Here is a 21,555-nt window from a genome sequence, read left to right on the forward strand (position 1 = left end):
CACGCTAAAAGCTATAATCCTAATTCCTCAAGCAGCTTATCCTGCCGATCATATTCCTTCTTACTAGTTACAACCCCAAGCAGCAGCCTCCATGTGCGCTTCCATCTATACAATAAGCTGCGCGCAGCTCGAAGTCCCCAGGCCAAGGGTAAAAACAGTGGTCGGTTTTTCAAGAAGGAATATGCAGCCATGCCGCTTAATGTTCGATAACTCGGAAAGCAAATGCTCCAATACGTCCTAAGCGTTCGCAGACCGGTATGCTCCTGCTTCCTTTTTGCTCCGAGCGTACGAAGCATCGCTACATATCCGTCGCGCCGATAGTAGCCAAAGACACCTGCTGAGTAAATATATTCACTGATTTGCTCATAGAAACGCTCATCCATTTTCAATATTGTTATGGGCAGATCGACGTCGAACCATCTTTGGCATAGATCAAGTACATGATTAGCGAATATATCGAGCTTCAGTATGCGCAGCTGAGCTTGAATATAGGACCAATTCAATGGATTATGATCGCGCTGAATGAGGGCTGCGATATCCATAAACATACGAATGCCACAGCCGGTGCTGTAAAAATGCTTCGCCATATGTACGAATAAATAAATGAGATGATCATTCTCTGTAAATTGATAGGTAAAGCCTTGCTGAGACTTCTTAACAGCATACTTCCATGCATCGTTATAGTAGTCTCTGTAATCAGCTTGATCGTTAAAGTTGCGTGAGATAAGATGGTCATGAATTTCGAGCTGAACAGCGCCCCTCACGTATGTCCACACATTTCCCGCCGTATAGGTTGCCTTGTAGCCTATAGCCTCTAGCATGGCATGGCTTCTCTGTCTATCCGAGGATTGTATAAGAATATCAATGTCCCCCATTGTCCGCATATCTGGAGTAGGATAGATGTCCTTTAACGCATAGCCTTTAAATAAAACATGCTTCATCTGGTGATTGTTGAAGCATTCAATAACTTTCTGCATCTCCTGCTGCTGCAACGCGGCTCTTGAGATCGTAGAGACAAAGTCTTGCTTCCATGCCTGCTCCAGACTCTCCGGTATGTCGGCTAACTGTCGCTGCGCTTTAAGCGACATATAAAGCATCCCACTGACAGAATGAATTTTCCCTAACGTATAAAGCCGTTCGTAGTCGATCTGCTCCATATGTGAAGGATGAATCTGACTCTGCTTAAGATGTGAGGATAGCAGTGCAATAAATGAAACGGTGTTATGCTCCATGGCCAAGCTCCTTTCCGTGTTTTAACGCATCTAAGCTGATCACTCGATCACAGCTTTTAAGAACGAATGTACTATGAGAAATAAAGATGACTGTACGACCTTGTAGTGTACGAAGTCGACGTAGCACTTCTTTCTCTAGCGATTCATTCAGAGCTGAAGTGCTCTCATCCAGCAGCAATATCGGAGCTTTCGACAATACAGCTCTTGCTATCGATAGTCTTTGCGCTTGTCCCTCGGACAACCCTACATTGTGCTCACCTATCATCGTATCCAGCCCATGAGGAAAGGCCGCTATTTCCTCTGAAAGACAAGCTATGTTGAGAGCATCGTTAATATCCGTATCGTTGGCTGCCTCGTTAAACATCGTTAGATTTTCACGAATTGTACCTGAAAACATAAGCTGAATCTGTGGTACATAAGCAAGCAACAAGCGAGCTGCCATGTTGTTTAACACGTTGCCCTTGCGCATTCTAAAGCGAAGCTCTCCTGAGTCCGGTTGAATGAAGCCAAGAATAAGCTTGAATAACGTGCTCTTTCCCGCTCCAGATGCACCCGCAATTCCAACAAATTCACCCTTATTGATCGTAAATGAGGTTTGATGTAACACTTCGTTAGCTTGACCATATCGATAGCTCACTTGATCAAGCTCAATCGCCTCTAACTCTTCAATCATATGAGCTGCGGAGATATAGCTCTGGTTAATGACGTCACGGTTAGGCTCGTCATTCAGCTGCTCTAGCTCCTGCAGCCTCTCAGCGGAGGCAAGCATCGCGTAATATTGAGGCGCCAAGCCTGACATATTACGAAATGGCCCCTTAACTTGATCGATCATTTGTAAAAGTGCAAGCATTGACCCAAAAGTTATACTTCCTGCCGATAGCTGCATTGCACCCCAAACGAGTACTGCGAAGTATCCGATAGATAACATGAGGTAGGAGGAGGAGGTTGCCGCTATAGTCACCATATTGCGCGCTAGTTTTGCGTTGTAGTTTGTTTGTTGTTTCTCCTGCAGCTTGAGGTGAATAAGCTGCTCCCTGCAATAGCTTTTTATAAGCACAATATTTTCAAAGCATTCCTGAAGAAAGGACCGAGTATGCCCTTCGGTGCTTTGGCAAGCTTTATGCAGCCCCTTATACTTTTTGCGGTACAGTCTACCTATGGTGTACATGAGGACGCCAGCACTGATAATCGCTACTGAAAAAATAGGACTAATGCTCACCATCACAATAAAACCAACAATTAGCTTGGTCGCCATTGATATGAACTGAGGGATAAGCTGAACGACGCCATTTACTACAAGCTGTACGTCACTGTATAGTCGATGCAGCATATCACCAGAATGCAGCTGTAATCGTTCCATATATTGCTTCTCGGTTAATCTAATGAAAAGTGTCTGTCGTAAATTCATCTCCAGCTTGCCTGCAATTCGAGTACGCATATGACTCGCAAGTCCCTGTAATAAGGCCAGCAGCACGATCATGATGAATAAGAGAATAATCCAGTACGTGAGCACACCAACCTTAGCACCTGTTGCAATGTCCAATATGTAACTAGATACGACGACAATTAAAATAAAGCCACCTGCAACAGCACTCCCAATGATCGACAAAAGTAAAATGCTCCACAAATATGGCTTAGAAAATTGATACGTCCAGTTAAGAGCTGTTGATCTCGACTCCTTGTTCATGCGGTAAGTCTCCTCCAGCGTCTATACCCGCTTCTGACTGCCCTTCTTGCTGGCCTGAGTAAATGCCACAGCACAGAATAAAGCACGTAGCTGAGCTGCTTATTACTGTATTGGCGGCCGTTTCTAGTAAAGCTTGTCATTACAGCTAACACCTGTCGCTTGGGAAGACCTCGTTCAATGTCCACTTGCGCATCACCACAAAGATCATAGCTTTCCTCATTCACCTTGACGATTCGATGAAGAACGATCTGACCCGTTGCTCTTCGGTATAGGACGACATCACCTTTTTTTAACGTGTATGGGTCACATGGTGTTAGAACTACGCTATCGCGATTATGCATCCATAGGGGCTGCATACTATTCCCCGTTACGGGCAATGAAATATCCAATTGCTGCTCTAATGTCGATTGAAGGATGGGATGCAGCTTTTCCGAATCCAGCTTAATCAGCTTTCGATCCAACGTCATTGTAAAAAGCCTGCTCGAGAAAGCACCTCGACAAATTGCTTTACATCTAGTAGAGCCGTCTGCTCTTCAATCTCGTATTCATCCTGCAGTGCTAGAACGAGTTCTGCCTCGGTTTTTTCCGTTCCAAGCTGTTCCCACAGGAAGGCACCGCTCCCGTTCAAGGTAATCATTCCTTTAAAATTAATCGTCGTTTCTCCTACTGGTACAACTACTCTACTATCTGCGATGGTTCGCAAGCTAAATCCACTGACCAGCTTCATATCGATATCTCCTTTTCAGCAAGTAATTTATCGTAAACGACCTGAACGGCCTCATAGCTGATGTTGCAATGTAATTGATAGACGGGAACCGTTGTGATCAGCTGCTCAATGACATCAAGCGTCTGCGCCCCTAATTGACCGTCATAATAAGGTCTTTCGATTTGGCTCGATAAGGCAAATATACTGTCACGTGTATTTAACCGTTCAATATAGTTGCGATCTGAGCGCTTTATGAAGACAATCGCTTTAAGCGGAGCTTGGACATTTGCATTTAGTTCGGTTTTCCCGCTCCACGGTGTTCCGAACATATATGGAAGGCCATTCAGCATGCGAATAGCTGGCTTATCGTCATTCACAATTGTGACTTCATCTTTGAAATATTGCTTCCACAAATTCGCATGTGTAGATTTTCCTATCCCGCTATTTGCAGAAAAAATAATGCCTGCATTGTTCATTGCAATGGCAGATCCGTGCAATACAGCACCGCCAAGATAAGTTAATCTATCCTTAAAGGCAAAGCCGGTGTACATATACTCGTAATCTGTTAGCGTGAAGATGGGATGAGTTCTATGCTTCCATAATTGAATCTCCACCTCAGAATAATCAGGCTTGCTTCTCACAACTGCGGCAATTTTACCCGTTTCCCGATCTAAAATGGATCTAGCAATATGTCCATCCTGCATTTGAACAATCGTTGCTGATTTAATCTGCTTAATGAATTGTCCATGTGGTGAATCGATATGATCATGAACGGTTGTACGTAGCAACAGATCCCTATCTGCTATGTCATGACTCACATAGCTGCGCAGCCGATAATCAAAAAAAGCAGCGTCAGCCATACTGTATTCAATATGTAGACCCGCGATATTAGCACGTTTCATGAACGTACTCTCCTCCGATCATGTACTGTATTAGAGAACGGGAAGTTGATGGTGACAACTTCCCCGCTCCCTTTCATGATGAACATCTCTTCATGTTGCTTTAGAAGTCTTCTCCATCACCTAATCCACCAGATAAGAAGCAAATATCGGTTAGCTCGTACTCCTCGATCTCAATCTGTGGCTTTTCATACTCTTTTTTCATCCTGATCCCTCCATAGCTTTACATAGTGGAGGCACTATAATAGTTACCCTATGCCTATTATATTTCGCTAGATTTCACCTATATAGTGGACAATTTAACGTCTACCCTTGCTGCTTTAAATATAAAAAAACTACACCTCTCATGTTATGCCTACATTTAGAGGTATAGCTGTTAGAGAATTCCCCACTTTGCACACTTGTCTGCCAACTGCTGAATTGAGCCTTTCCAATTAAACATCTGATGAATTTGGTTAATTTTTTTTGCTATGGCGGCTGTGCTCATCGAAAGCTCTCTTGCAATTTGCGGCTGTGATTTCCCTTTTACAATTAAGTGAAGTAATGGACCATAGCCTTCCTGCACAAGGAGCTTCTTTCTCCCATGAACAAGCGTATGTAATTGATCACCAAAGGTATAGGAACGACAGGTTGCTGCTTGACGAATGATATGAGGCAGCTGATCAAAATCACTCATTTTTACATATTCATTAGCCTCATGCAAAAACGCTTCATTGAAAATGTCATCGGCCTGATCAAGTGATGTAAACATGATGTATTTTATGTTTGTATCTATATGGTGTGCGTCGAGCATGTTATAGAGTGCCGATCGATCGATAGTATGCTGCATCGTATCGTTGACGATGACATGGATATGGTATTGATCTAGCATCGAAGCAACCTCACCTGCTGCAGGGTTATACGATATCCAGTTAATATCTTTATGACCGGATAAAAAATCATTCAACCCATCTCTCCATTGCTCATCTTCCTCGATGTACAATACATTAATTTTGTTATGGATGACACGCTCACCTACCTATTACCTGATCTCACGTTCACTTTTCAATTTATTACCAACGTAAACCATAATAATCGGTTATAGGCGATTACATAAGTAGACAATTACGCGTCTACCCCCTAGCCTGCTTTTGAACATAAAAAGACTGCTGTCATCCCTGGATAACAGCAGTCACTCTAACAGCGCTCAATCAAGAACTCCCCACTTTTGGCATTTATCTGCCAGCTCCTTGCTTGATCGATTCCAATTAAATTTTCGTTTAACGCGTCCAACCTGCTTTTTCACAGCCGCAATGCTCACATTCAGCTGTTCTGCAATTTGTGTTTGTGTCATATTCAGTAGCAGCAGCTTAAGCACAATAATATCACCCTCGCTAAGCAGGCTTTTCTTTTTTTCGTAGACTAGTTTTTTTAATCTTTCTCCGTATTTCGTTTGTTGATTACTTATCGCGGCGGACATGACATTAGGAAGCTGCTCAAATTCACTTTTGTAAACATAGTCGTAGGCACCATTCAAAAATGCTTCATTAAAAATATCATCGTGTTCATCCAGTGAGCTAAGCATAATAATCTTTACATTCGGATAATGGACGGATAAATCTAATGCACCATCCAAGCCAGAGGTCCCATATTCATCGAGAACAATATCCATAATAACAATATCTACTGCATTAGCCTGCAGCTGCTCAAAGCATTCATTCAATGTCGATACACACGCTATCAACTCAAATTCTGCATAGCTGGAAAGAAATACGCGAATTCCTTCACGCCAATCTGGATCATCCTCGACATATAATACTTTTATTCGGCTCAACGTATGATCACCCTCATTTTGTTTTTAACGTCACCGTGACTGTTGTTCCTTTGCCTCGCGCACTTTTAATATCGATTTTTCCATTGTGAGCGTCAATAACCTTTTTGGCTTGATACATCCCTAGACCAAAATGATTACGAGTCCGTTGCTTACTGGAGTAAAACGGCTCAAACACATTGTGTACCTGTAATCGATCCATACCACAGCCCGAATCACTAATCGTTAAATGCACCTTTTTTCTGCGTTGCTGCAATTTGATACGAAGTGTTCCAGCATCCTTTATCGCTTCAATCGCGTTATTGCATATATTTTGTATGCATTCCGTTAGCAACAGACGGTCAACAACGACGATAGTAGAAGGACAATCGATATCGATTGTTACGGTTGAATCTCTTCTTAGTCCCTTTACAACATCCGATACAATAGCTGCCATATCCGTCTCCTGCTTCTGCAACACAAGTTGATTGCTTACTGCCCTTGAGATATTGGACATCGTCTGCATCATCGTGTCATGAATATCTAACAAATTGCCAACGTAATTGTCGATATGTTCATATTGTTTTTGCTCTAGGCTATTACGAATGTTGAGCGAATTAAGCTTAACTTTGCCAATGGAGTTCTTAAGTGAATGATGCGTAAGAACCGTACTTATATGAACCATCTGAATTGACTTTTTCTTAATACCTAGGAAGGCACCACGGACATAGAGCAGCAAAATAATAATGAGGCATAGAACTAAAATATAGGGAATTGCGATTAAAATGCGATCACTTGTAGCACTCGAAGCAAAGTGAAACACATTGAGAACAGCGATTGGAATGCAAAAAATAATTGCGATGACGAAATGATGCAGTCGGTAATGAGGTTCTTTTTCAATAACGATAGAGAAGATCGCAAGACTGAAAATACCTATCGTATAGGCTAATCCCCAAAAGGATAAAAACGTCGTATCCAAGTAATTTTTAGATAGATTTGAAGATAAAAATAGCGTAACCCAAATCGGGATGCTTAAGCCCCCTATTAACCATCGATCGTATCTCATAAAGCCATTAAACAGCAAATAAAATACGAGAATCGCAAAGTAGGGAAACGTATTGATAAATAGATTGAGCGCACCTGTTATATAAAGCAGCATAGCAGGTACTAGGGAATCCGTACTCATGTCGAGTCTTGGGAGGATTTGTTTCTCAAGAATGACCTGTAATCCAACTAGCCCACAGCACACAATAACTGCGGCCACCCAAAACATTAGTCGATTCTTATTGTTTCTTATTCTTAAGTAGATTCCAATAGAAGTTAATCCTATGAATAGCAAGAGAAACATAATATTGTACATTGCTGCCTCATCACCTCGGTCTAGCTAAACCTAATATGTTTCAGTATACAAAAGATATGTTCACTATAACAGTGAATAATGTTGTCAAAAGAGTAAGAGCGAAGAATGGGCATATGCCGTTTCTTCGCTCTTCTCCTTATCTCTGACGATAGAGATCCATGCTTTTATAGCCCTGTGAAAGTATTGCGATCATCTCTTTCCTGCGCTTAGCTCTCGTCTCTTCCTGTACAGTACTGTACACGTAACGGGCCCAGCTTTTGCGATAACCTGGCTTAAGCGACTGATAGAAGGCTAGCTCATTAGGTGCGTCGCTTAAATCCTCTTCTATATTCCGAATAAAACCGGTATAATCATCGACACGTTGGCTAGGCTTTGCTGCAGCTGATGCTTTGGCTGCTTTCTTAGCCTCATGCTTAAGTCCAACAACGGTAAACACATCGTTCATGCCAACCATACGACTAAATTTGAGATGGCTTGTCCCAATATATCCATCCTCACCTGCACCTAAGCCTTCTAATAGTTCATCTCTATGTATATAGGTAGCATAGACCTTATTGCCCTTCTTAGGATAGGCAGCGAATAAGTAACCTCCCGCCTTAAGACTGCTTTGCTCGATGACTTTATGTACGAGCTCCTGCAGTGATTTCATATCAAGCACATAGGCGAATATCATATCGTAAGGTTCATTGGTCAGCTCATGATCTGCATCGTGAAGCTCATCTAAGCTATGCTCCCCTTCCGGTGTATATAAAACGGCCGTCCGTTGATACTTTTTTAGATTCAGCTTTTCAACGATTGTTTTAGACATTTGCACCCATTCCCTTCTAAGCCTTCCTGACTGAGTAACAAAAGGCGGCCGTTGCGGCCGCCTTCTGATGTAACGATGGTGAGCATAAGAGCTACGATTGCACCGATTCAATGTATGCTTCTAGTGTAGAAACAGAGGTGATGTTGCGGTTACAATCTTCGCTATTTATGCATATATAATTGCCAACTGACTTGAAATAATCCTGTGAAGCGTGTGCTGGACGTTTCTTGGAAACTGCCGAGAATAAGACCAATTTCTCATAGCGATTGCATGCGAAGCAATAGCTTTTCTTATTCGTTTCAGTAAATCTACCTTCAATGCCTATATGTTGTCCATCCTTTTCATATACGAGGAACATTTTATTACTCGAAATATCGATCCAGCTCATATAGGTCACAAAGCGGAAATCTATCTGTTCAAGGTCAGGCAGCTTAAGCTTCTTGTTTTTCTTGAATAGCTTCCGAAGCTGGCTTTCCGTAATGGCAGGGAACTCCATAAGAAATGGCTCAAGCTCCGTTAAATATTTTTGGACGTCATTCGGTGATCTCAGTGCCTCAATCGACTCTAGCATCGTTTTATGCTCAGCCGTGACTTCTAAAAACTGCTCCAACACTTTAGTTTGTGCATTAAAACGAACGCTATCCAATACCTTCGGATCGTTAATCGTTTGGTATGCTTGAATGACTGAATTTGCTGATTGTTTGATGACGTTATATTGATAGTTTCCAATAAATGGTTTACACATGGACGTCAGCCCCTTCTTTGTATGATGTTTACAAGGAGCAAAACCATTATTAGATAACGATAATTGCTAAAACCGGCGACGTTATTGGTCACCCTCACACAAAGTATCGCCCCTAATTTAGGCTTTGCATGAGGCTTTTCCAATCCGGCAATCTCTGATTGCCATCAGTATCACTCTCCACTCCTGTAGAATGTAAATATTATAACGGAATGATGATTGAAATTAAAGTTCAAAAATTAAACAGCACCGCTCCACCCAATGCCTCCCTCGATATTGCTGCGCTTACAGCATCTTTTTCTTGTACAAGCCATCTTTACAAATTATTCCTCGTTTGCTAGAATAACATCATTCTATTGTTAACCAAAAATTTAATTATGATGGTTAACAATAATAAGGCATCATGCGATTATAGAAAAGAATTTGTAGGAGGATGCTTAATGAGTGTTGTTGTAGACAATTCGTGGAATGCACTAGCCGATAAGGCGATTGATGGACAGTGCTTAACGATGGAGGAGGGACTTTCTGTTCTCGAAGCTGACAATGATGAGCTGCTGCCTCTCATGCAGGCTTCCTTCCTCGTACGAAAGCATTATTTCGGAAAAAAGGTAAAGCTGAATATGATCATTAATGCGAAGAGTGGATTATGTCCCGAGGATTGCGGGTATTGCTCACAGTCGATTGTATCTTCAGCTCCTATTGAAAAATACAGCCTACTCGACAAGGATACTTTGCTAGCCGGCGCACGCGAGGCGTTAGCGCGTCAGGCAGGTACGTACTGTATTGTCGCTTCCGGAAGAGGGCCGACTGAGCGAGAGCTGAACCAAGTCGTAGAAGCGGTTAAAGAAATTCGTGAAACGATGCCGCTTAAAATCTGTGCATGTCTTGGAATTTTGAAGGAAGGACAAGCCGAGCGATTAGCCGAGGCAGGCGTGCACCGCTACAATCATAATCTGAATACAAGCAGAACGAATTATCCTTCGATTACTTCGACTCATACCTATGACCAGCGAGTTGACACGGTGGAAAAAGCAAAGTCGGCCGGCATGTCGCCATGCTCTGGTGTCATTATTGGGATGAATGAGACCGATCAGGAAATCGTGGAGCTCGCCTTCGCACTTCGAGCGCTGGATGCAGACTCGATTCCGATTAATTTCTTAAATGCGATACCGGGAACTCCATTAGAGAAAGCAACTCCTGTCCTTCCTCTAAAGGCGCTAAAAGTGCTCGCGCTCTTTCGACTGATCTGTCCAACGAAGGAAATTAGAGTGGCAGGCGGACGCGAGGTCAATCTACGCTCGCTGCAGCCACTTACCCTATACGCTGCAAACTCCTTATTCGTCGGCGATTACTTAACGACCGAGGGTCAGGATATTCAAGCAGATTATCAGTTCATTGAAGACTTGGGATTTGAGATTGAGCAATACGCGATTTAAACATAACAGCCCCTCGCGGTGTGTATATTGGATCAATGACCAATAGCACTCACGAGGGGCAAGAGATTACTAATAAATTTATTTGTGTCGACTTAGTTTAGAACGGATTCGTTGCGATCATCGTTGCATTCTTCACGTAAATACGCGGGTTTAGCTTCAATTGATGTACGATAACCTCTGCAATGTCTTCAGCCTGCATATACTTCGAATCATTGTTTTCTTTAATTAAGCTAAGATCAAGCGCTAGATCTGTCGCTACTGTGCTAGGATTCAACGCTGTAACACGGATGTTGTTACGACGAACCTCCTGTGCTAGCGATTCTGTAAAGCCAATGACCGCAAATTTTGAAGCGCTATAGGCACTCGATGTCGCGGCACCGCTTAATCCACTAGTAGAAGCGATATTAATAATATCTCCACCATTTTTTTCGATAAGCTGAGGCAGCACCGCACGTGTTACATAGTATGTACCGAGTACATTCGTATCTATAATGCTTTTCCACTGCTCAGGGTCCATCTCCATAACAGACGCGAATGATGCGATACCTGCATTGTTAATTAGAATGTCTGCACTGCCGAGCTGCTTCGTCAAAGCTGCGATAGCTGCTTCCACCTGTAGCTGGGAAGAAACGTCAGCCGCTGCATAAGCAACCTTTACACCTAAGCCCTCTAGACTTGCTGCCACTTGCTTTAAAGTATCCTCTGTACGAGCAACTAATCCGACGTTTACGCCTTCCTTCGCTAATGCGATAGCTGTCGCTTTCCCAATTCCTCTTGCTGCTCCTGTAATAAATGCTACCTTACCCTTTAATGATTGTGCCAAAGCTAGCAGCCCCTTTCCATCAAGTAAACGTTAATTTAATCATTATACTATAATCGGTTTGATCCCGTTAAATCATACTTTATGTGCCGATTGATCTAACGGAAGATTATCTGAGAACAAGTCAGGATTGTCCTGAAGCATCTCCGTGATCACGTTCGCAATGCCTTCTGCATCGCACACTCTAACCTCTGCATCGCCGAGCTTCCCGATAAACATGACACCTTTATCTTGAAGGACTTCATCCACTTTCCAGAAATGCTCAGACCAAGACAAGCCGCAATGTCTGCGGGATGGGACGGATATTTCTGTTCCATCAGGTAACACGGTGACAAGAGCCTCGTGACCATCCGTCATTCTGCCCGGGATGTCCACCCACTCCTCTACGCCATGAATAAAGGTGTTGCGCTTCAGGTCTACTCCAACTAATAGAATGGTTGCCTTGCGATCAAGCAGCTTCCCCCAAGCGGAGCCTCTAGCACAAGGGGTATCGAATAAATGATCATCCTTCGTAAATTCTGCCGCATCTCGTCCCAAAGCAGCAACAGAATGGGTAGGATGCCATGACCGGACGACACCAGGTCGCTTACGGAAAATTTCAGGCAAAATTCCGACGCATGAAGGCGAGCTTTCGACGTAGAACTTAGGATTATCCTTATTAATATATGACCATGTATGAGTCGGTAAAGCCAGCAGTCCGTCCTTCATGTAATCCGAAAACACATCAAGCACGGTGTCCGCGCCGCCTTCCACTGGACCGATGCTTTTCATAGACGAGTGAATGAACAATGTTCCTTGGCGATCAATGCCTAGGTTCTCTAGCTGCTTCATTAAAGTCTCTTTCGTATGCATATTACTCTCTCCTCTCGCGCTACTCGTTTCTTTCCATCGCGCTATACCTATTATAAGCCAGTTTCAAGCTATAGGCCTCTTTTCTAATAAAAATGGCGCTGTATACTTGCGCAAGTATACAGCGCCATAATTATTCAACGCCATCCTCAAAAATTTGTGTATAGTTTTTATCACCTTTATGCTCTAGGTCACTTAGCGTTTTTTCGAGCGTAATAACAATTTGCTCCTTAGCTTCCTGAATCGTATTGTAGAACAATGCTTCCTCACTACCAACGATCTTTACTCCACTAATGGCTTGTATCGAGGTGAATTTTCGATGTTCTTCTGCTAATTCGTCGAGTGCACTTAAGGTATGCTTCGACTGCAGGAACAGATCCTTATGATGCTGCTCCGTCAAACGCTGCTCTAATTGACTCATTCTTTCATTCATGGTTGATCGACTCCTCCATTGTCCCTATGAAGTGTACTTTGCATTAGTATAGGGACGTTGCCCTTCATTCTATACCTCTGTTCGTGGACGATCATGAGCTAGCATTCTCTTGCTCCTTCCTTAGCTTCTAATTGCTTGTACTCTGCCTACTTGACCATCCTCCAGCCTCACTTTAATGCCATGTGGATGACTCGGTGAATTTGTCAAAATATCCTTTACTGTACCACGTGTTAACGCCCCTGTTCGTTGATCCTTCTTTAACACAATATCAACGTCCATGCCAGGGCGAACATTACTTCTTAATTTACCGTCTGCTGTCATATGTTTTCATGTCTCCTATTAAATGCTTCATTATAGTTGCTTGGCGTACTCTTTCATTGTAACATCATAAAGAGTATAGCAATCAATGAAAAGCTTAACGCAATCCGCACTTTGCAAGCATGTTCATTTGGTTTCATATAAGCGAGGTGTTGTCATGCCAGACTGGTCATATCATCCCTTGAAAAAGGGAGTATTAGATTATATTCCTGCCAAAACTAGCCGAGATTTTTTGCTTCGAGCAATGGGACAAATAGCTACCATTCCTGGCGGCCGCTCACTGATTCGCTTTTTAGGCCATATGTCGCCGCCTGAACCAATGAACAAACAACTATTTAATATAAATTTCCCTTCACCGATCGGTTTAAGCAGCAGTCTCATAGATCCTCACTTATCAGGTTTAGCCGCTTTTCAAGAGCTTGGCTTTGGCTTTGTCGAGATAGGACCGATCGTATTGCGTGAGCCACAGGTGCAGAATGCTCCCACCATTCATAACAACCATATCGCATATGCACAGCAGCAAGAAAAGCTTCAACTTAAGCACGCCCTGAACAAGCTGACGGCGCTCCCATCTCATATTCCAATTATCGCAAGCATCGATCCTCATATAACACGTACAGAATATCGCACGATTACTCAGCATCTAACACCCTATGTCGATGCTTTTATTATATCCAGTCAACAGCTCTCTGAATTCAGTAATGTCGAGCTGACTGCATGCCCAGTCTTACTAGCATGCTCCGCGGAAGAAGCTATTGCTCCCGAGCTTATTCAGCTAACTACGCAAAGTAATGTGGCAGGAGTCGTATTACAACCTCCTAAGCAGAGGTTAGAGCACTCGTGGCACGAGGCGAAGCACACTCTGGAGTACTTCATAACAACGATTAAAAAGCTTAAAACCGAACACCCTGAGCTGATCATTATAACCTCAGGTGGTGTAGCAACACCAGATGATGCCTATGGGCTCATTGCAGCTGGTGCAGACCTTATTATGCTAACCGAAGGCTATGTGCATGCAGGACCCGGCTTACCAAAGCGAATCCACGAAAGGCTTATGTACGATGAGGCTAATGTAACCTCCTCCACGAAGCAAGCAGGCTGGCATTGGTCACTGCTTTTCGGATTATCTATCCTCATCGGGGGAATGATTGCCTTATATTTTGCATTTACAAGCATTATTCTTCCTTACGATGAAGCATTTATAGGGCTAACAAGAGCTGATCTTCTGCAACTCAATCCGCGTATTCTATCCTTTATGTCACACGATAGGATGGCACTTGCCGGAACGATGATCTCTGGTGGCATATTGTACATTCAGCTGGCACGACACCGGCTGAGGCGTGGCATGCACTGGGCGAGGATAGCCTTTCATAGCGCCGCAATCATCGGTTTTTTAGGTATTCTATTATTTATAGGCTACGGATACTTTGATTGGCTCCACGGGCTGTTCTGGCTTATTTTATTGCCGTTTTACTATGCAAGCTATAAAGAAGGAAAGACAGCACTTGCTGTACCTTGTTCTAAGCATGGACACAATGATCGAGCGTGGCAGCTTGCCAATTATGGCCAGCTTATGTTCGTTATGCTCGGCTTTGCTATTTTAATCGGAGGCATCGTTATCTCTACGATAGGCGTCTCCCGTGTATTTGTATCTACCGACATTAGCTACCTCTGTATGTCCCCTGAGATGCTGGACAGTATAAACAGTAAGCTTATACCCGTAATCGCACATGATCGAGCAGGGTTTGGGAGTGCCTTAGTTAGTGTAGGTATGCTTGTCCTTATGCTTTCCCTATGGGGCTTCAGACAAGGAGAACGCTGGGTATGGAATACGCTTGCTGTTGGTGCATTGCCTGCATTTATCGCGGGAATCGGTACACACTTCTATATCGGCTATACTACATTTATCCATCTGCTGCCTGTGTACTTTTTGATCGTACTCTATGCGCTTGGCTTGGTGCTTACCTATCCCCACTTAAAAGGAAAATAAAAAAAGCCATAACCATGGCAACACATGGTTATGGCTTTGCAATTGTTAAGGCAAAGAAGTCCTTCGGTTTCGCCCTACCTCTCGAAACAGTCACCACTCTATAGTGGCTCCACTTACAGATCTGTACTACGGCAAATTGTTCATTCATCTCTCAAGTGAGAGCGTATCCGTCACCTAAAAAAGATTCAACAATTCCATTCTGCCTTGATCTGTTAGATACATCCGTATTCCCTAGTTTATTGGTCGTGATGTTCAATAAACCTCATTAACATAAAAATCTATTATTTGATAAGCTTATATTGTCATATTCAAATTTACGTTTATCTCATATACAAGTAGTTGATATGTTCCACAGCCGCATATTCACATATTAAATTCATCAATTTTCATATTAATATCCCGTTTTATGTATGCTAAGCACTACTAAAACTTGAAAGGATATATATAACAGTAAAAATTTATTATATCATGAAATTATTGAATGGTCAAGGGACTTCAACTGCCGAGTAATAGTAATCAAATTTCCAAAGACATCTCCTTTATTAAATGCGAAATTATTAGTAGAATAGTCTAATTGGATTCGAGTTAAATGGACAGCTAGTTTTAGCAGCAGGAGGGTTTATCTTGAGGTTCAACAAAGGGATTGTTTTCATACTAATCGGCGCTTCATTTTTCGGTTTTACACCGATCTTTGCTAAATTAGGGTTTAGCTATGGCTACTCCCTTGGTCAAATTAATATTGTTCAGATGATGATTTCCGCATGTATTCTATGGTCCATCACGCTCATTAAACGATCTAGCTTTCAAGGTCTGACGTTTAAGAGCATTCTGCAAATGATGATGACTGGATGCTTTATTGGGTTAACTAGTATATTTTATTATGGCTCCATGCAATATTTACCCGCTTCCGTATCGATTATATTAATGTTCCAGTTTGTGTGGATCGGGATCCTATTAGAATGGGTGTTTAGTAAAGTTAAACCATCGCCAGTTACGATATTGTCGATACTCTTTATATTAATCGGGGTTTTTCTCGCTTCGAATATATTGAACGGAGATGTTCAGAATCTACCGATTAGAGGGTTTGTATTCGGGATTTTATCAGCAATGACGTATGCAGGCTTTATATTTTTTAGTGGAAAGGTTGCCGTTACGGTGGATGCGTGGACACGTAGCTCCTTTATGGTTAGCGGCTCACTCATATTAGTGCTTATTCTCTTTATGCGTGACATTCCTTCTATCTTTCCTCTTGAGGGAGATTTATTGACGACTGCGCTTGGCGTTTCATTGTTTGGTGCTGTACTGCCTCCACTATGCTTTGCTATTGGTGCTCCTCTCGTGCCAGGAGGAATCGCGAACATATTAACGTCGATCGAGCTGCCGATCGCCATATTTTCGGCCAGCATCATCCTATCTGAAACGGTAACCCCGCTTCAGTGGATCGGTACAGCCGTTATACTTGCCGCAATTGTATGGAATGAGCTGGGCTCGAATATACTCTACAAGAGAAGGCAGCATAGGTAAGCTATATACACATTTTGCTAGAGTGTAGCAAAAAACTACTATAAAAATGCAGACCACATCCTACCGATGGGTCTGCATTTTTTATTGCTATGTTCACTGCACCTGTTAAAGCTTGAACTGATTAACTAACTCATCGAGGTGATCTGCCAGCTTAGCAAGCTGAGCTGAACGATTAGATACCTCATTAATGGAGCTGCTAATCTGCTGGGATGATGCGCTTGTTTCCTCCACCCCTGCAGCTGATTCCTCAGAGATGGCTGCAATTTCTGAGATTGACTCATTCATGGTTTCGCTTTTTGCGGCGATAAGTGATAGACTCTCTGAAGTAGTTCTAATGTTATCTGCCATCCCTGATACCGCTGAGCTTATCTCATAAAAGGTTTCTTGCGTAGATTGAATTTGTATCGTTCCTTGCATAACTTCCTTATAGCCATCCTTTAATGATCCCGTCACAATACTTGACTCATCCTTTATACTTTGAACGATTTTTGTGATGTCCTCTATTGAAGCAGATACCTGCTCTGACAGCTTTCTTACCTCATCAGCAACGATAGCAAAGCCTCTTCCATGCTCGCCTGCTCTTGCAGCCTCTATCGCTGCATTTAAGGCAAGCAGGTTGGTTTGGCTAGCGATATCATGAATAACAGCTACTATGCCAGAAATCTCCTGTGAATTTTTATCTAAGCCCTGCACCTTCTGAACGGCATCTCGTACAATTCGGTTTATTTTTTTCATCTGCTTGCTAGAGGTCTCCATGTACTGACCTCCCTTGCGAGTCATCTCAAGCACTTCATTAGAAGATTGCTCCATACGGCCGCTACTTGTATTCACTTCTTGAATCCTTGTTGCGTATGTACCCGCAACGGATGCTAATTGGCTTGCATTGGAGGCTTGTGATTCTGTGCCAACGGCCAGCTCTTGCATCGTACTGGCAATTTGTTCAGAACCTAAACTAATGTCAGCTGCCGATTGTGTTAACTCTTCACTTTGGGATGTTATCGAACCAGATACACTGTTTATTTCGCTTATTAGATGATGTAGACTACTGCTCATCTGATTCGTTGCATCTACAAGCTGTCCTACTTCATCGTTAGATGTTGTACTAAGTGCTTTCTGCGTTAAATCGCCACTAGCTATCAGCTTCATACGATGCATAACTTTAATGATAGGCGTTGTAATAAGTCTTGAGCTAACGATTGCAATTGCTATACTTAGAAAGATAACTAGCGTTGTGAAGGTTACCGCAACAACGGCTGTTTTCTGACCATTCTCCACAATCGTACGCTGTATTTCCATAATGGAAGCTCTCTTTTCCGTTGCAAGCTCTTGATAGCCTCCTATAAGCTGGCGAATCATCGGATCTTTATCTGCTAGATTTTTTCGAGCTAACTCCACATTCCCTTTTTCATACTCATTAAATACATGCTCTGTAACGTAGGTTCGCCACGCAACCGTCTGTTCAATTAGCTTGTTGAACTCTTCAGAAACACCAATTCCTCTAGCGATTTCCTCGTAGCCTTTTCCCTCTTCCGTATAGCTGTCAAATCGTTCGCGATAGTCTCCACCATATAATAAGTAAGCGCGAGCTGTAGATATTCGCGTTGCAATAGTAAGTTGCATCCCTTCATTCGCCATTAATAGCGGCAATTCTTTTTCTAATATATTTTCAGCTTCCTCGTTACTTTTTACAATGACCGAAAACGTATAAATGCCAAAAATAACAACCAAAACAATAATTAGAGAAAAGCTGAGCAGCATTTTTGATCGTAAGCTTTTCAAACGTATCCATTTCATTTCATTAACCTACTTTCAATTTTATGTAATTCTTGCTGTAAAAAAGTAATACCTCCCCGTTTGAACGGAGAGGTAAGTATTGCTCACAGGTATATGAACATAAACACAACTAGTATAAACTGACGTTAATGTTGTGGTCAATGAAAGGAAATGGCAGTTTCAGGCACTCAGCTTAGCTCATAGTAGTCACATACCACTTGACCTACTGCTTTAGCTGCAACAAGCAGCGCGTCCTCATCAATATCGAATTTTGGATGATGGTTGAAATAAGGCTTGTCCACCCCTTTTGGTGAGCATGCAATGTAAAAGAAGCAGGCTGGGAACTTTTCAGCGTAATAAGCAAAGTCCTCCGAAGGAGATAAGGCCGGAAATTCTTTTACTTCTTTTATATCTTTATCATTCATGCTTCGCAAGCTCTCTGCTACCTTAGCTGTAAGCTCCGGATCATTATATAGAGGTGGATAATCAGGTGTATAGTTCAGTTCACAGGTAACATCGAACTGCTCTTCGATTCCTTTAGCGATCCGTCGAACTTCCTTTGCAATGATCTCCTTCGTTTCATTCGTCATATATCGAATATCGCCTTCAAGCTCTACACTATCCTTGATTACGTTGAACGTACCTTTGCCATCAAAGGATCCGATCGTTATCACACCAATATCGAAGGGGTTTAACCTGCGGCTTATAATCGTTTGTGCTGCAACAACAAAGTGTGAGGCAGCGACGATGGCATCATTCGCCAGATGAGGGGAGGATCCATGACCTCCTCTTCCTTGTACAATAAGCTTCATGTATGCCCGTCCGTTGAAGGAATAACCTGCATGATATCCAACCGTTCCTGCTGGGCCCATCGGCAGTAAATGGATGCCAAAAACAGCGTCCAAATCATCAATTAAGCCTGACTCGACAATGCTTTTCGCTCCTCCAGGCGGAACCTCTTCTGCATGCTGGTGAATGATTTTAATTGTGCCTGAAATAGCATCCTTTAGTTGAATTAAGCAATCCGCCAATACTAATAGATACGCGGTGTGTCCATCATGACCACATGCATGCATGACACCCTCGTTCTTTGATTTGAATGATACATCTGCTTCCTCTTGAATAGGAAGCGCATCAAAATCTGCGCGTAGGCCTATCGTTTTCCCCGGCTTTCCACCCTTTATCGTTACGACAATTCCGTAGCCATTACCAACATTCGTATGAACTTCAACATCTTTACCTTTATAAAAGTCAGCGATATACTGCGCCGTTTTTTCTTCTTTGAATGAGACCTCTGGATTTTCGTGCAAATGTCGACGAATCGATATCATCTCATCCTTGCGCGCTTCTAGCATGCTCATCAATTCATTCTTCATGTTCTACTATCTCCTTTATGGCGAAACACCAAGCCGATCTTGCCTATGCACATCTTGCAGCAGCCTTATGTTAATGTTAGTTTGTTGCCTTTTTCGGCATTCTAAATGCATTTTTTGTGTTTACTTCTATTGGTTTACCTGCGTCATTCGGAACCATAATCACAATGGAAATTAAGGACAGAATTCCAAAAATAACGTTAACGATAATCCCTACGGATGCTGCCATTTCAATATTTCCTGTTGCCGCCACTGAACTATACACGGTAGCGGAGATCGCTACACCAATTGCACTTCCTAGCGAGCTTGCCATCTTGTAGACCCCGGCAGCTTCTCCCACTTTGTCAGATGGAGAATTGGAAACGGATGTGTCTGTAGATGGTGTTGCATATATGCCGAGTCCAAGCCCAAACAGAACAAAACCAACGAATACGGCAATAGTGTAGGAGAAACCAGGCAGGAAGGTTAACCCCATTAGTCCAACACCGACTGTCGTAATAATGGTCCCCCATACCATAGGTGCTTTTGCGCCTACTCTTTGCAGGATCTTCTCACCTACACGGATCATGGCAAGTACAACGATCAAGTAGCCAATCGAGAGCATTCCTGATTGAAAAGCGGTAAAACCTCTACCGATTTGAACATACGTATTCGCAACAACGAGTGTACCAGCGATCGCATTTAACAAAAAGTTGGAATAGGTTGCACCAGCATAAGGCTTGTTTTTGAATAGGTTGAAGTCAATAAGCGCAATCTTTTTTCCTTTTTCGACTCGGAAGAAAACAATCGCTCCTACAATTGTCACAATGGCTAAAATTATCGTAATTGGACTTGTCCAACCGAGATCTGAACCGAACGTAATGACTACGTTTAAGGCAATCATTGTGACGGCAAATATAGCTAAGCCACTGTAATCGAATTTGAAGGCTCCGTTTCCTTCGACTTTACTCTCTGGCGTGTCTTTAATGAGCCACATAGCAAGCAAGGCAAATACAATCGAAAATATAAATATCCATTTCCAGCCCAAATACGTAGCGATGGCACCTCCGGCAAATGAGCAGACGCCTGAACCGCCCCAAGATCCAATAGACCAGTAGCTAAGGGCACGCTGTCGTTCCTTCCCTTCAAAGTAAGCCTTCATCAATGCAATCGTTGCTGGCATAATACAAGCAGCAGAGATACCTTGAATGACACGTCCGATAATTAACAAGGTCGCTCCTTGAGCAAATACAAGACATAACGAGCCAATTACACTTAACACTAATCCAACATACGTAATTTTTTTACGTCCAATTTTATCTGCGATTCCACCAGCCGCTACGATAAATAGACCAGAGAATAACGCTGTTAGACTAATCGCAATATTGAGTGTTCCGTACGTAATTCCTAGATCAGACTGAACAGCGGGAACTACATTGACCATTGCCTGAGCGAAAAGCCAGAAGGTGATTACCCCGAATACAATTCCCGTTATTAATTTGTTGGTACCTATATAGGTTGTGCTTGTCTCCATCACTCGTCCAATCCTCCATCGAAGTTTTACTGCATTGATCGTGTGACTACTTAGTAAGTAACGATGCAACAAATACAGATTGGGATGTTGACGAAGCTGTGTTTGTTTATCATGTTGTACTTGCTGTTCATCTCATCTTCAGTGTTTAATAAAAAGTATGCTCCCGAGCGAACAGTTTAATTCTCATCAATAAGCTAGACCAAAATGGTTCGTTACGTGATAGAATAAAGACAAACTACAAGCTTAGAATGGAGCATTATTTATTATGACCCTACATTAAAGCTTCTCCTAGAACGGACAACG

At 42.6% G+C, this 21,555-nt stretch carries 20 protein-coding genes; 3 read left to right on the plus strand and 17 right to left on the minus strand.

Features of this window, described 5'->3' with window-relative positions; translation table 11 throughout:
* Positions 1 to 11: 11 nt before the first annotated feature.
* The 10 genes from M3180_RS08660 to M3180_RS08705 all read right to left on the minus strand — a co-directional run bounded on the left by M3180_RS08660 (position 12) and on the right by M3180_RS08705 (position 9,226).
* A complete protein-coding gene (locus M3180_RS08660; protein ID WP_251666989.1) occupies positions 12 to 1,232 on the minus strand; it encodes a nucleotidyltransferase domain-containing protein in 1,221 nt (406 codons plus the stop codon).
* Entirely contained in the window at positions 1,222 to 2,919 is a 1,698-nt protein-coding gene (locus M3180_RS08665) for an ABC transporter ATP-binding protein (RefSeq protein WP_251666990.1), read from the minus strand. Before M3180_RS08665 ends, M3180_RS08660 begins: the two co-directional genes overlap by 11 nt.
* Entirely contained in the window at positions 2,916 to 3,386 is a 471-nt protein-coding gene (locus M3180_RS08670; RefSeq protein ID WP_251666991.1) for a S24/S26 family peptidase, read from the minus strand. The genes M3180_RS08665 and M3180_RS08670 overlap by 4 nt, the downstream gene beginning before the upstream one ends.
* Positions 3,383 to 3,646 (minus strand): PqqD family protein, encoded by a 264-nt coding sequence (locus tag M3180_RS08675; protein ID WP_251666992.1) that lies wholly within the window; start codon positions 3,644 to 3,646, stop codon positions 3,383 to 3,385. Before M3180_RS08675 ends, M3180_RS08670 begins: the two co-directional genes overlap by 4 nt.
* Complete coding sequence (locus M3180_RS08680; RefSeq protein WP_251666993.1) at positions 3,643 to 4,527, minus strand: hypothetical protein; 885 nt, start codon at positions 4,525 to 4,527, stop codon at positions 3,643 to 3,645. The genes M3180_RS08675 and M3180_RS08680 overlap by 4 nt, the downstream gene beginning before the upstream one ends.
* Positions 4,528 to 4,900: 373 nt before the next feature.
* Positions 4,901 to 5,470 (minus strand): helix-turn-helix transcriptional regulator, encoded by a 570-nt coding sequence (locus M3180_RS08685; RefSeq protein WP_251666994.1) that lies wholly within the window; start codon positions 5,468 to 5,470, stop codon positions 4,901 to 4,903.
* A gap of 240 nt (positions 5,471 to 5,710) precedes the next feature.
* Entirely contained in the window at positions 5,711 to 6,337 is a 627-nt protein-coding gene (locus M3180_RS08690; protein ID WP_251666995.1) for a response regulator transcription factor, read from the minus strand.
* 13 nt (positions 6,338 to 6,350) lie between these two features.
* A complete protein-coding gene (locus M3180_RS08695; protein WP_251666996.1) occupies positions 6,351 to 7,673 on the minus strand; it encodes a sensor histidine kinase in 1,323 nt (440 codons plus the stop codon).
* 136 nt (positions 7,674 to 7,809) lie between these two features.
* Positions 7,810 to 8,481 (minus strand): YdeI/OmpD-associated family protein, encoded by a 672-nt coding sequence (locus M3180_RS08700; RefSeq protein ID WP_251666997.1) that lies wholly within the window; start codon positions 8,479 to 8,481, stop codon positions 7,810 to 7,812.
* A 91-nt stretch (positions 8,482 to 8,572) separates the two neighbouring features.
* Entirely contained in the window at positions 8,573 to 9,226 is a 654-nt protein-coding gene (locus M3180_RS08705) for a FusB/FusC family EF-G-binding protein (protein WP_251666998.1), read from the minus strand.
* Between the two features lie 437 nt (positions 9,227 to 9,663).
* Here M3180_RS08705 and bioB point away from each other — a divergent pair, with 437 nt between their 5' ends.
* A complete protein-coding gene (bioB, locus tag M3180_RS08710; RefSeq protein WP_251666999.1) occupies positions 9,664 to 10,659 on the plus strand; it encodes a biotin synthase BioB in 996 nt (331 codons plus the stop codon).
* 97 nt (positions 10,660 to 10,756) lie between these two features.
* Here the strand turns inward: bioB and M3180_RS08715 are convergent, their stop codons facing one another.
* The 4 genes from M3180_RS08715 to M3180_RS08730 form a co-directional block, all read right to left on the minus strand.
* A complete protein-coding gene (locus M3180_RS08715) occupies positions 10,757 to 11,482 on the minus strand; it encodes a 3-ketoacyl-ACP reductase (protein WP_251667000.1) in 726 nt (241 codons plus the stop codon).
* 72 nt (positions 11,483 to 11,554) lie between these two features.
* On the minus strand, positions 11,555 to 12,331 hold the full coding sequence (locus tag M3180_RS08720; RefSeq protein ID WP_251667001.1) for an AAC(3) family N-acetyltransferase: 777 nt from the start codon (positions 12,329 to 12,331) through the stop codon (positions 11,555 to 11,557).
* A 130-nt stretch (positions 12,332 to 12,461) separates the two neighbouring features.
* Positions 12,462 to 12,761 (minus strand): hypothetical protein, encoded by a 300-nt coding sequence (locus M3180_RS08725; RefSeq protein ID WP_251667002.1) that lies wholly within the window; start codon positions 12,759 to 12,761, stop codon positions 12,462 to 12,464.
* Between the two features lie 120 nt (positions 12,762 to 12,881).
* Positions 12,882 to 13,082, minus strand: a complete 201-nt coding sequence (locus tag M3180_RS08730; RefSeq protein ID WP_251667003.1) for a YwbE family protein — start codon at positions 13,080 to 13,082, stop codon at positions 12,882 to 12,884.
* Positions 13,083 to 13,167: 85 nt separating this feature from the next.
* Between M3180_RS08730 and M3180_RS08735 the strand changes: the two genes are divergently transcribed.
* Together M3180_RS08735 and M3180_RS08740 are read left to right on the plus strand one after the other, a co-directional pair.
* Positions 13,168 to 15,069 (plus strand): dihydroorotate dehydrogenase, encoded by a 1,902-nt coding sequence (locus M3180_RS08735; RefSeq protein WP_251667004.1) that lies wholly within the window; start codon positions 13,168 to 13,170, stop codon positions 15,067 to 15,069.
* Positions 15,070 to 15,693: 624 nt separating this feature from the next.
* Positions 15,694 to 16,593: an EamA family transporter gene (locus tag M3180_RS08740; RefSeq protein ID WP_251667005.1), complete on the plus strand. Its 900-nt coding sequence runs from the start codon at positions 15,694 to 15,696 to the stop codon at positions 16,591 to 16,593.
* A 105-nt stretch (positions 16,594 to 16,698) separates the two neighbouring features.
* Here the strand turns inward: M3180_RS08740 and M3180_RS08745 are convergent, their stop codons facing one another.
* From M3180_RS08745 to M3180_RS08755, 3 genes are all read right to left on the minus strand, one after another.
* Positions 16,699 to 18,387, minus strand: coding sequence for a methyl-accepting chemotaxis protein (locus M3180_RS08745; protein ID WP_251667006.1), 1,689 nt, complete (start codon positions 18,385 to 18,387; stop codon positions 16,699 to 16,701).
* A 167-nt stretch (positions 18,388 to 18,554) separates the two neighbouring features.
* Complete coding sequence (locus M3180_RS08750; RefSeq protein WP_251667007.1) at positions 18,555 to 19,742, minus strand: amidohydrolase; 1,188 nt, start codon at positions 19,740 to 19,742, stop codon at positions 18,555 to 18,557.
* A 76-nt stretch (positions 19,743 to 19,818) separates the two neighbouring features.
* On the minus strand, positions 19,819 to 21,252 hold the full coding sequence (locus M3180_RS08755; protein ID WP_251667088.1) for an MFS transporter: 1,434 nt from the start codon (positions 21,250 to 21,252) through the stop codon (positions 19,819 to 19,821).
* Positions 21,253 to 21,555: the final 303 nt, after the last annotated feature.

The organism is Paenibacillus camelliae (assembly GCF_023715345.1).
Classification (GTDB): Bacteria; Bacillota; Bacilli; order Paenibacillales; family Paenibacillaceae; genus Pristimantibacillus; species Pristimantibacillus camelliae.

Bases quoted from the DNA above. Each gene is read 5' to 3' on its own strand.
- M3180_RS08660 (WP_251666989.1), bottom strand. From the start codon at position 1,232: ATGGAGCATAACACCGTTTCATTTATTGCACTGCTATCCTCACATCTT.
- M3180_RS08665 (WP_251666990.1), bottom strand. From the start codon at position 2,919: ATGAACAAGGAGTCGAGATCAACAGCTCTTAACTGGACGTATCAATTT.
- M3180_RS08670 (WP_251666991.1), bottom strand. From the start codon at position 3,386: ATGACGTTGGATCGAAAGCTGATTAAGCTGGATTCGGAAAAGCTGCAT.
- M3180_RS08675 (WP_251666992.1), bottom strand. From the start codon at position 3,646: ATGAAGCTGGTCAGTGGATTTAGCTTGCGAACCATCGCAGATAGTAGA.
- M3180_RS08680 (WP_251666993.1), bottom strand. From the start codon at position 4,527: ATGAAACGTGCTAATATCGCGGGTCTACATATTGAATACAGTATGGCT.
- M3180_RS08695 (WP_251666996.1), bottom strand. From the start codon at position 7,673: ATGTACAATATTATGTTTCTCTTGCTATTCATAGGATTAACTTCTATT.
- M3180_RS08700 (WP_251666997.1), bottom strand. From the start codon at position 8,481: ATGTCTAAAACAATCGTTGAAAAGCTGAATCTAAAAAAGTATCAACGG.
- M3180_RS08705 (WP_251666998.1), bottom strand. From the start codon at position 9,226: ATGTGTAAACCATTTATTGGAAACTATCAATATAACGTCATCAAACAA.
- bioB (WP_251666999.1), top strand. From the start codon at position 9,664: ATGAGTGTTGTTGTAGACAATTCGTGGAATGCACTAGCCGATAAGGCG.
- M3180_RS08720 (WP_251667001.1), bottom strand. From the start codon at position 12,331: ATGCATACGAAAGAGACTTTAATGAAGCAGCTAGAGAACCTAGGCATT.
- M3180_RS08725 (WP_251667002.1), bottom strand. From the start codon at position 12,761: ATGAATGAAAGAATGAGTCAATTAGAGCAGCGTTTGACGGAGCAGCAT.
- M3180_RS08730 (WP_251667003.1), bottom strand. From the start codon at position 13,082: ATGACAGCAGACGGTAAATTAAGAAGTAATGTTCGCCCTGGCATGGAC.
- M3180_RS08735 (WP_251667004.1), top strand. From the start codon at position 13,168: ATGAAAAGCTTAACGCAATCCGCACTTTGCAAGCATGTTCATTTGGTT.
- M3180_RS08745 (WP_251667006.1), bottom strand. From the start codon at position 18,387: ATGAAATGGATACGTTTGAAAAGCTTACGATCAAAAATGCTGCTCAGC.
- M3180_RS08750 (WP_251667007.1), bottom strand. From the start codon at position 19,742: ATGAAGAATGAATTGATGAGCATGCTAGAAGCGCGCAAGGATGAGATG.
- M3180_RS08755 (WP_251667088.1), bottom strand. From the start codon at position 21,252: ATGGAGACAAGCACAACCTATATAGGTACCAACAAATTAATAACGGGA.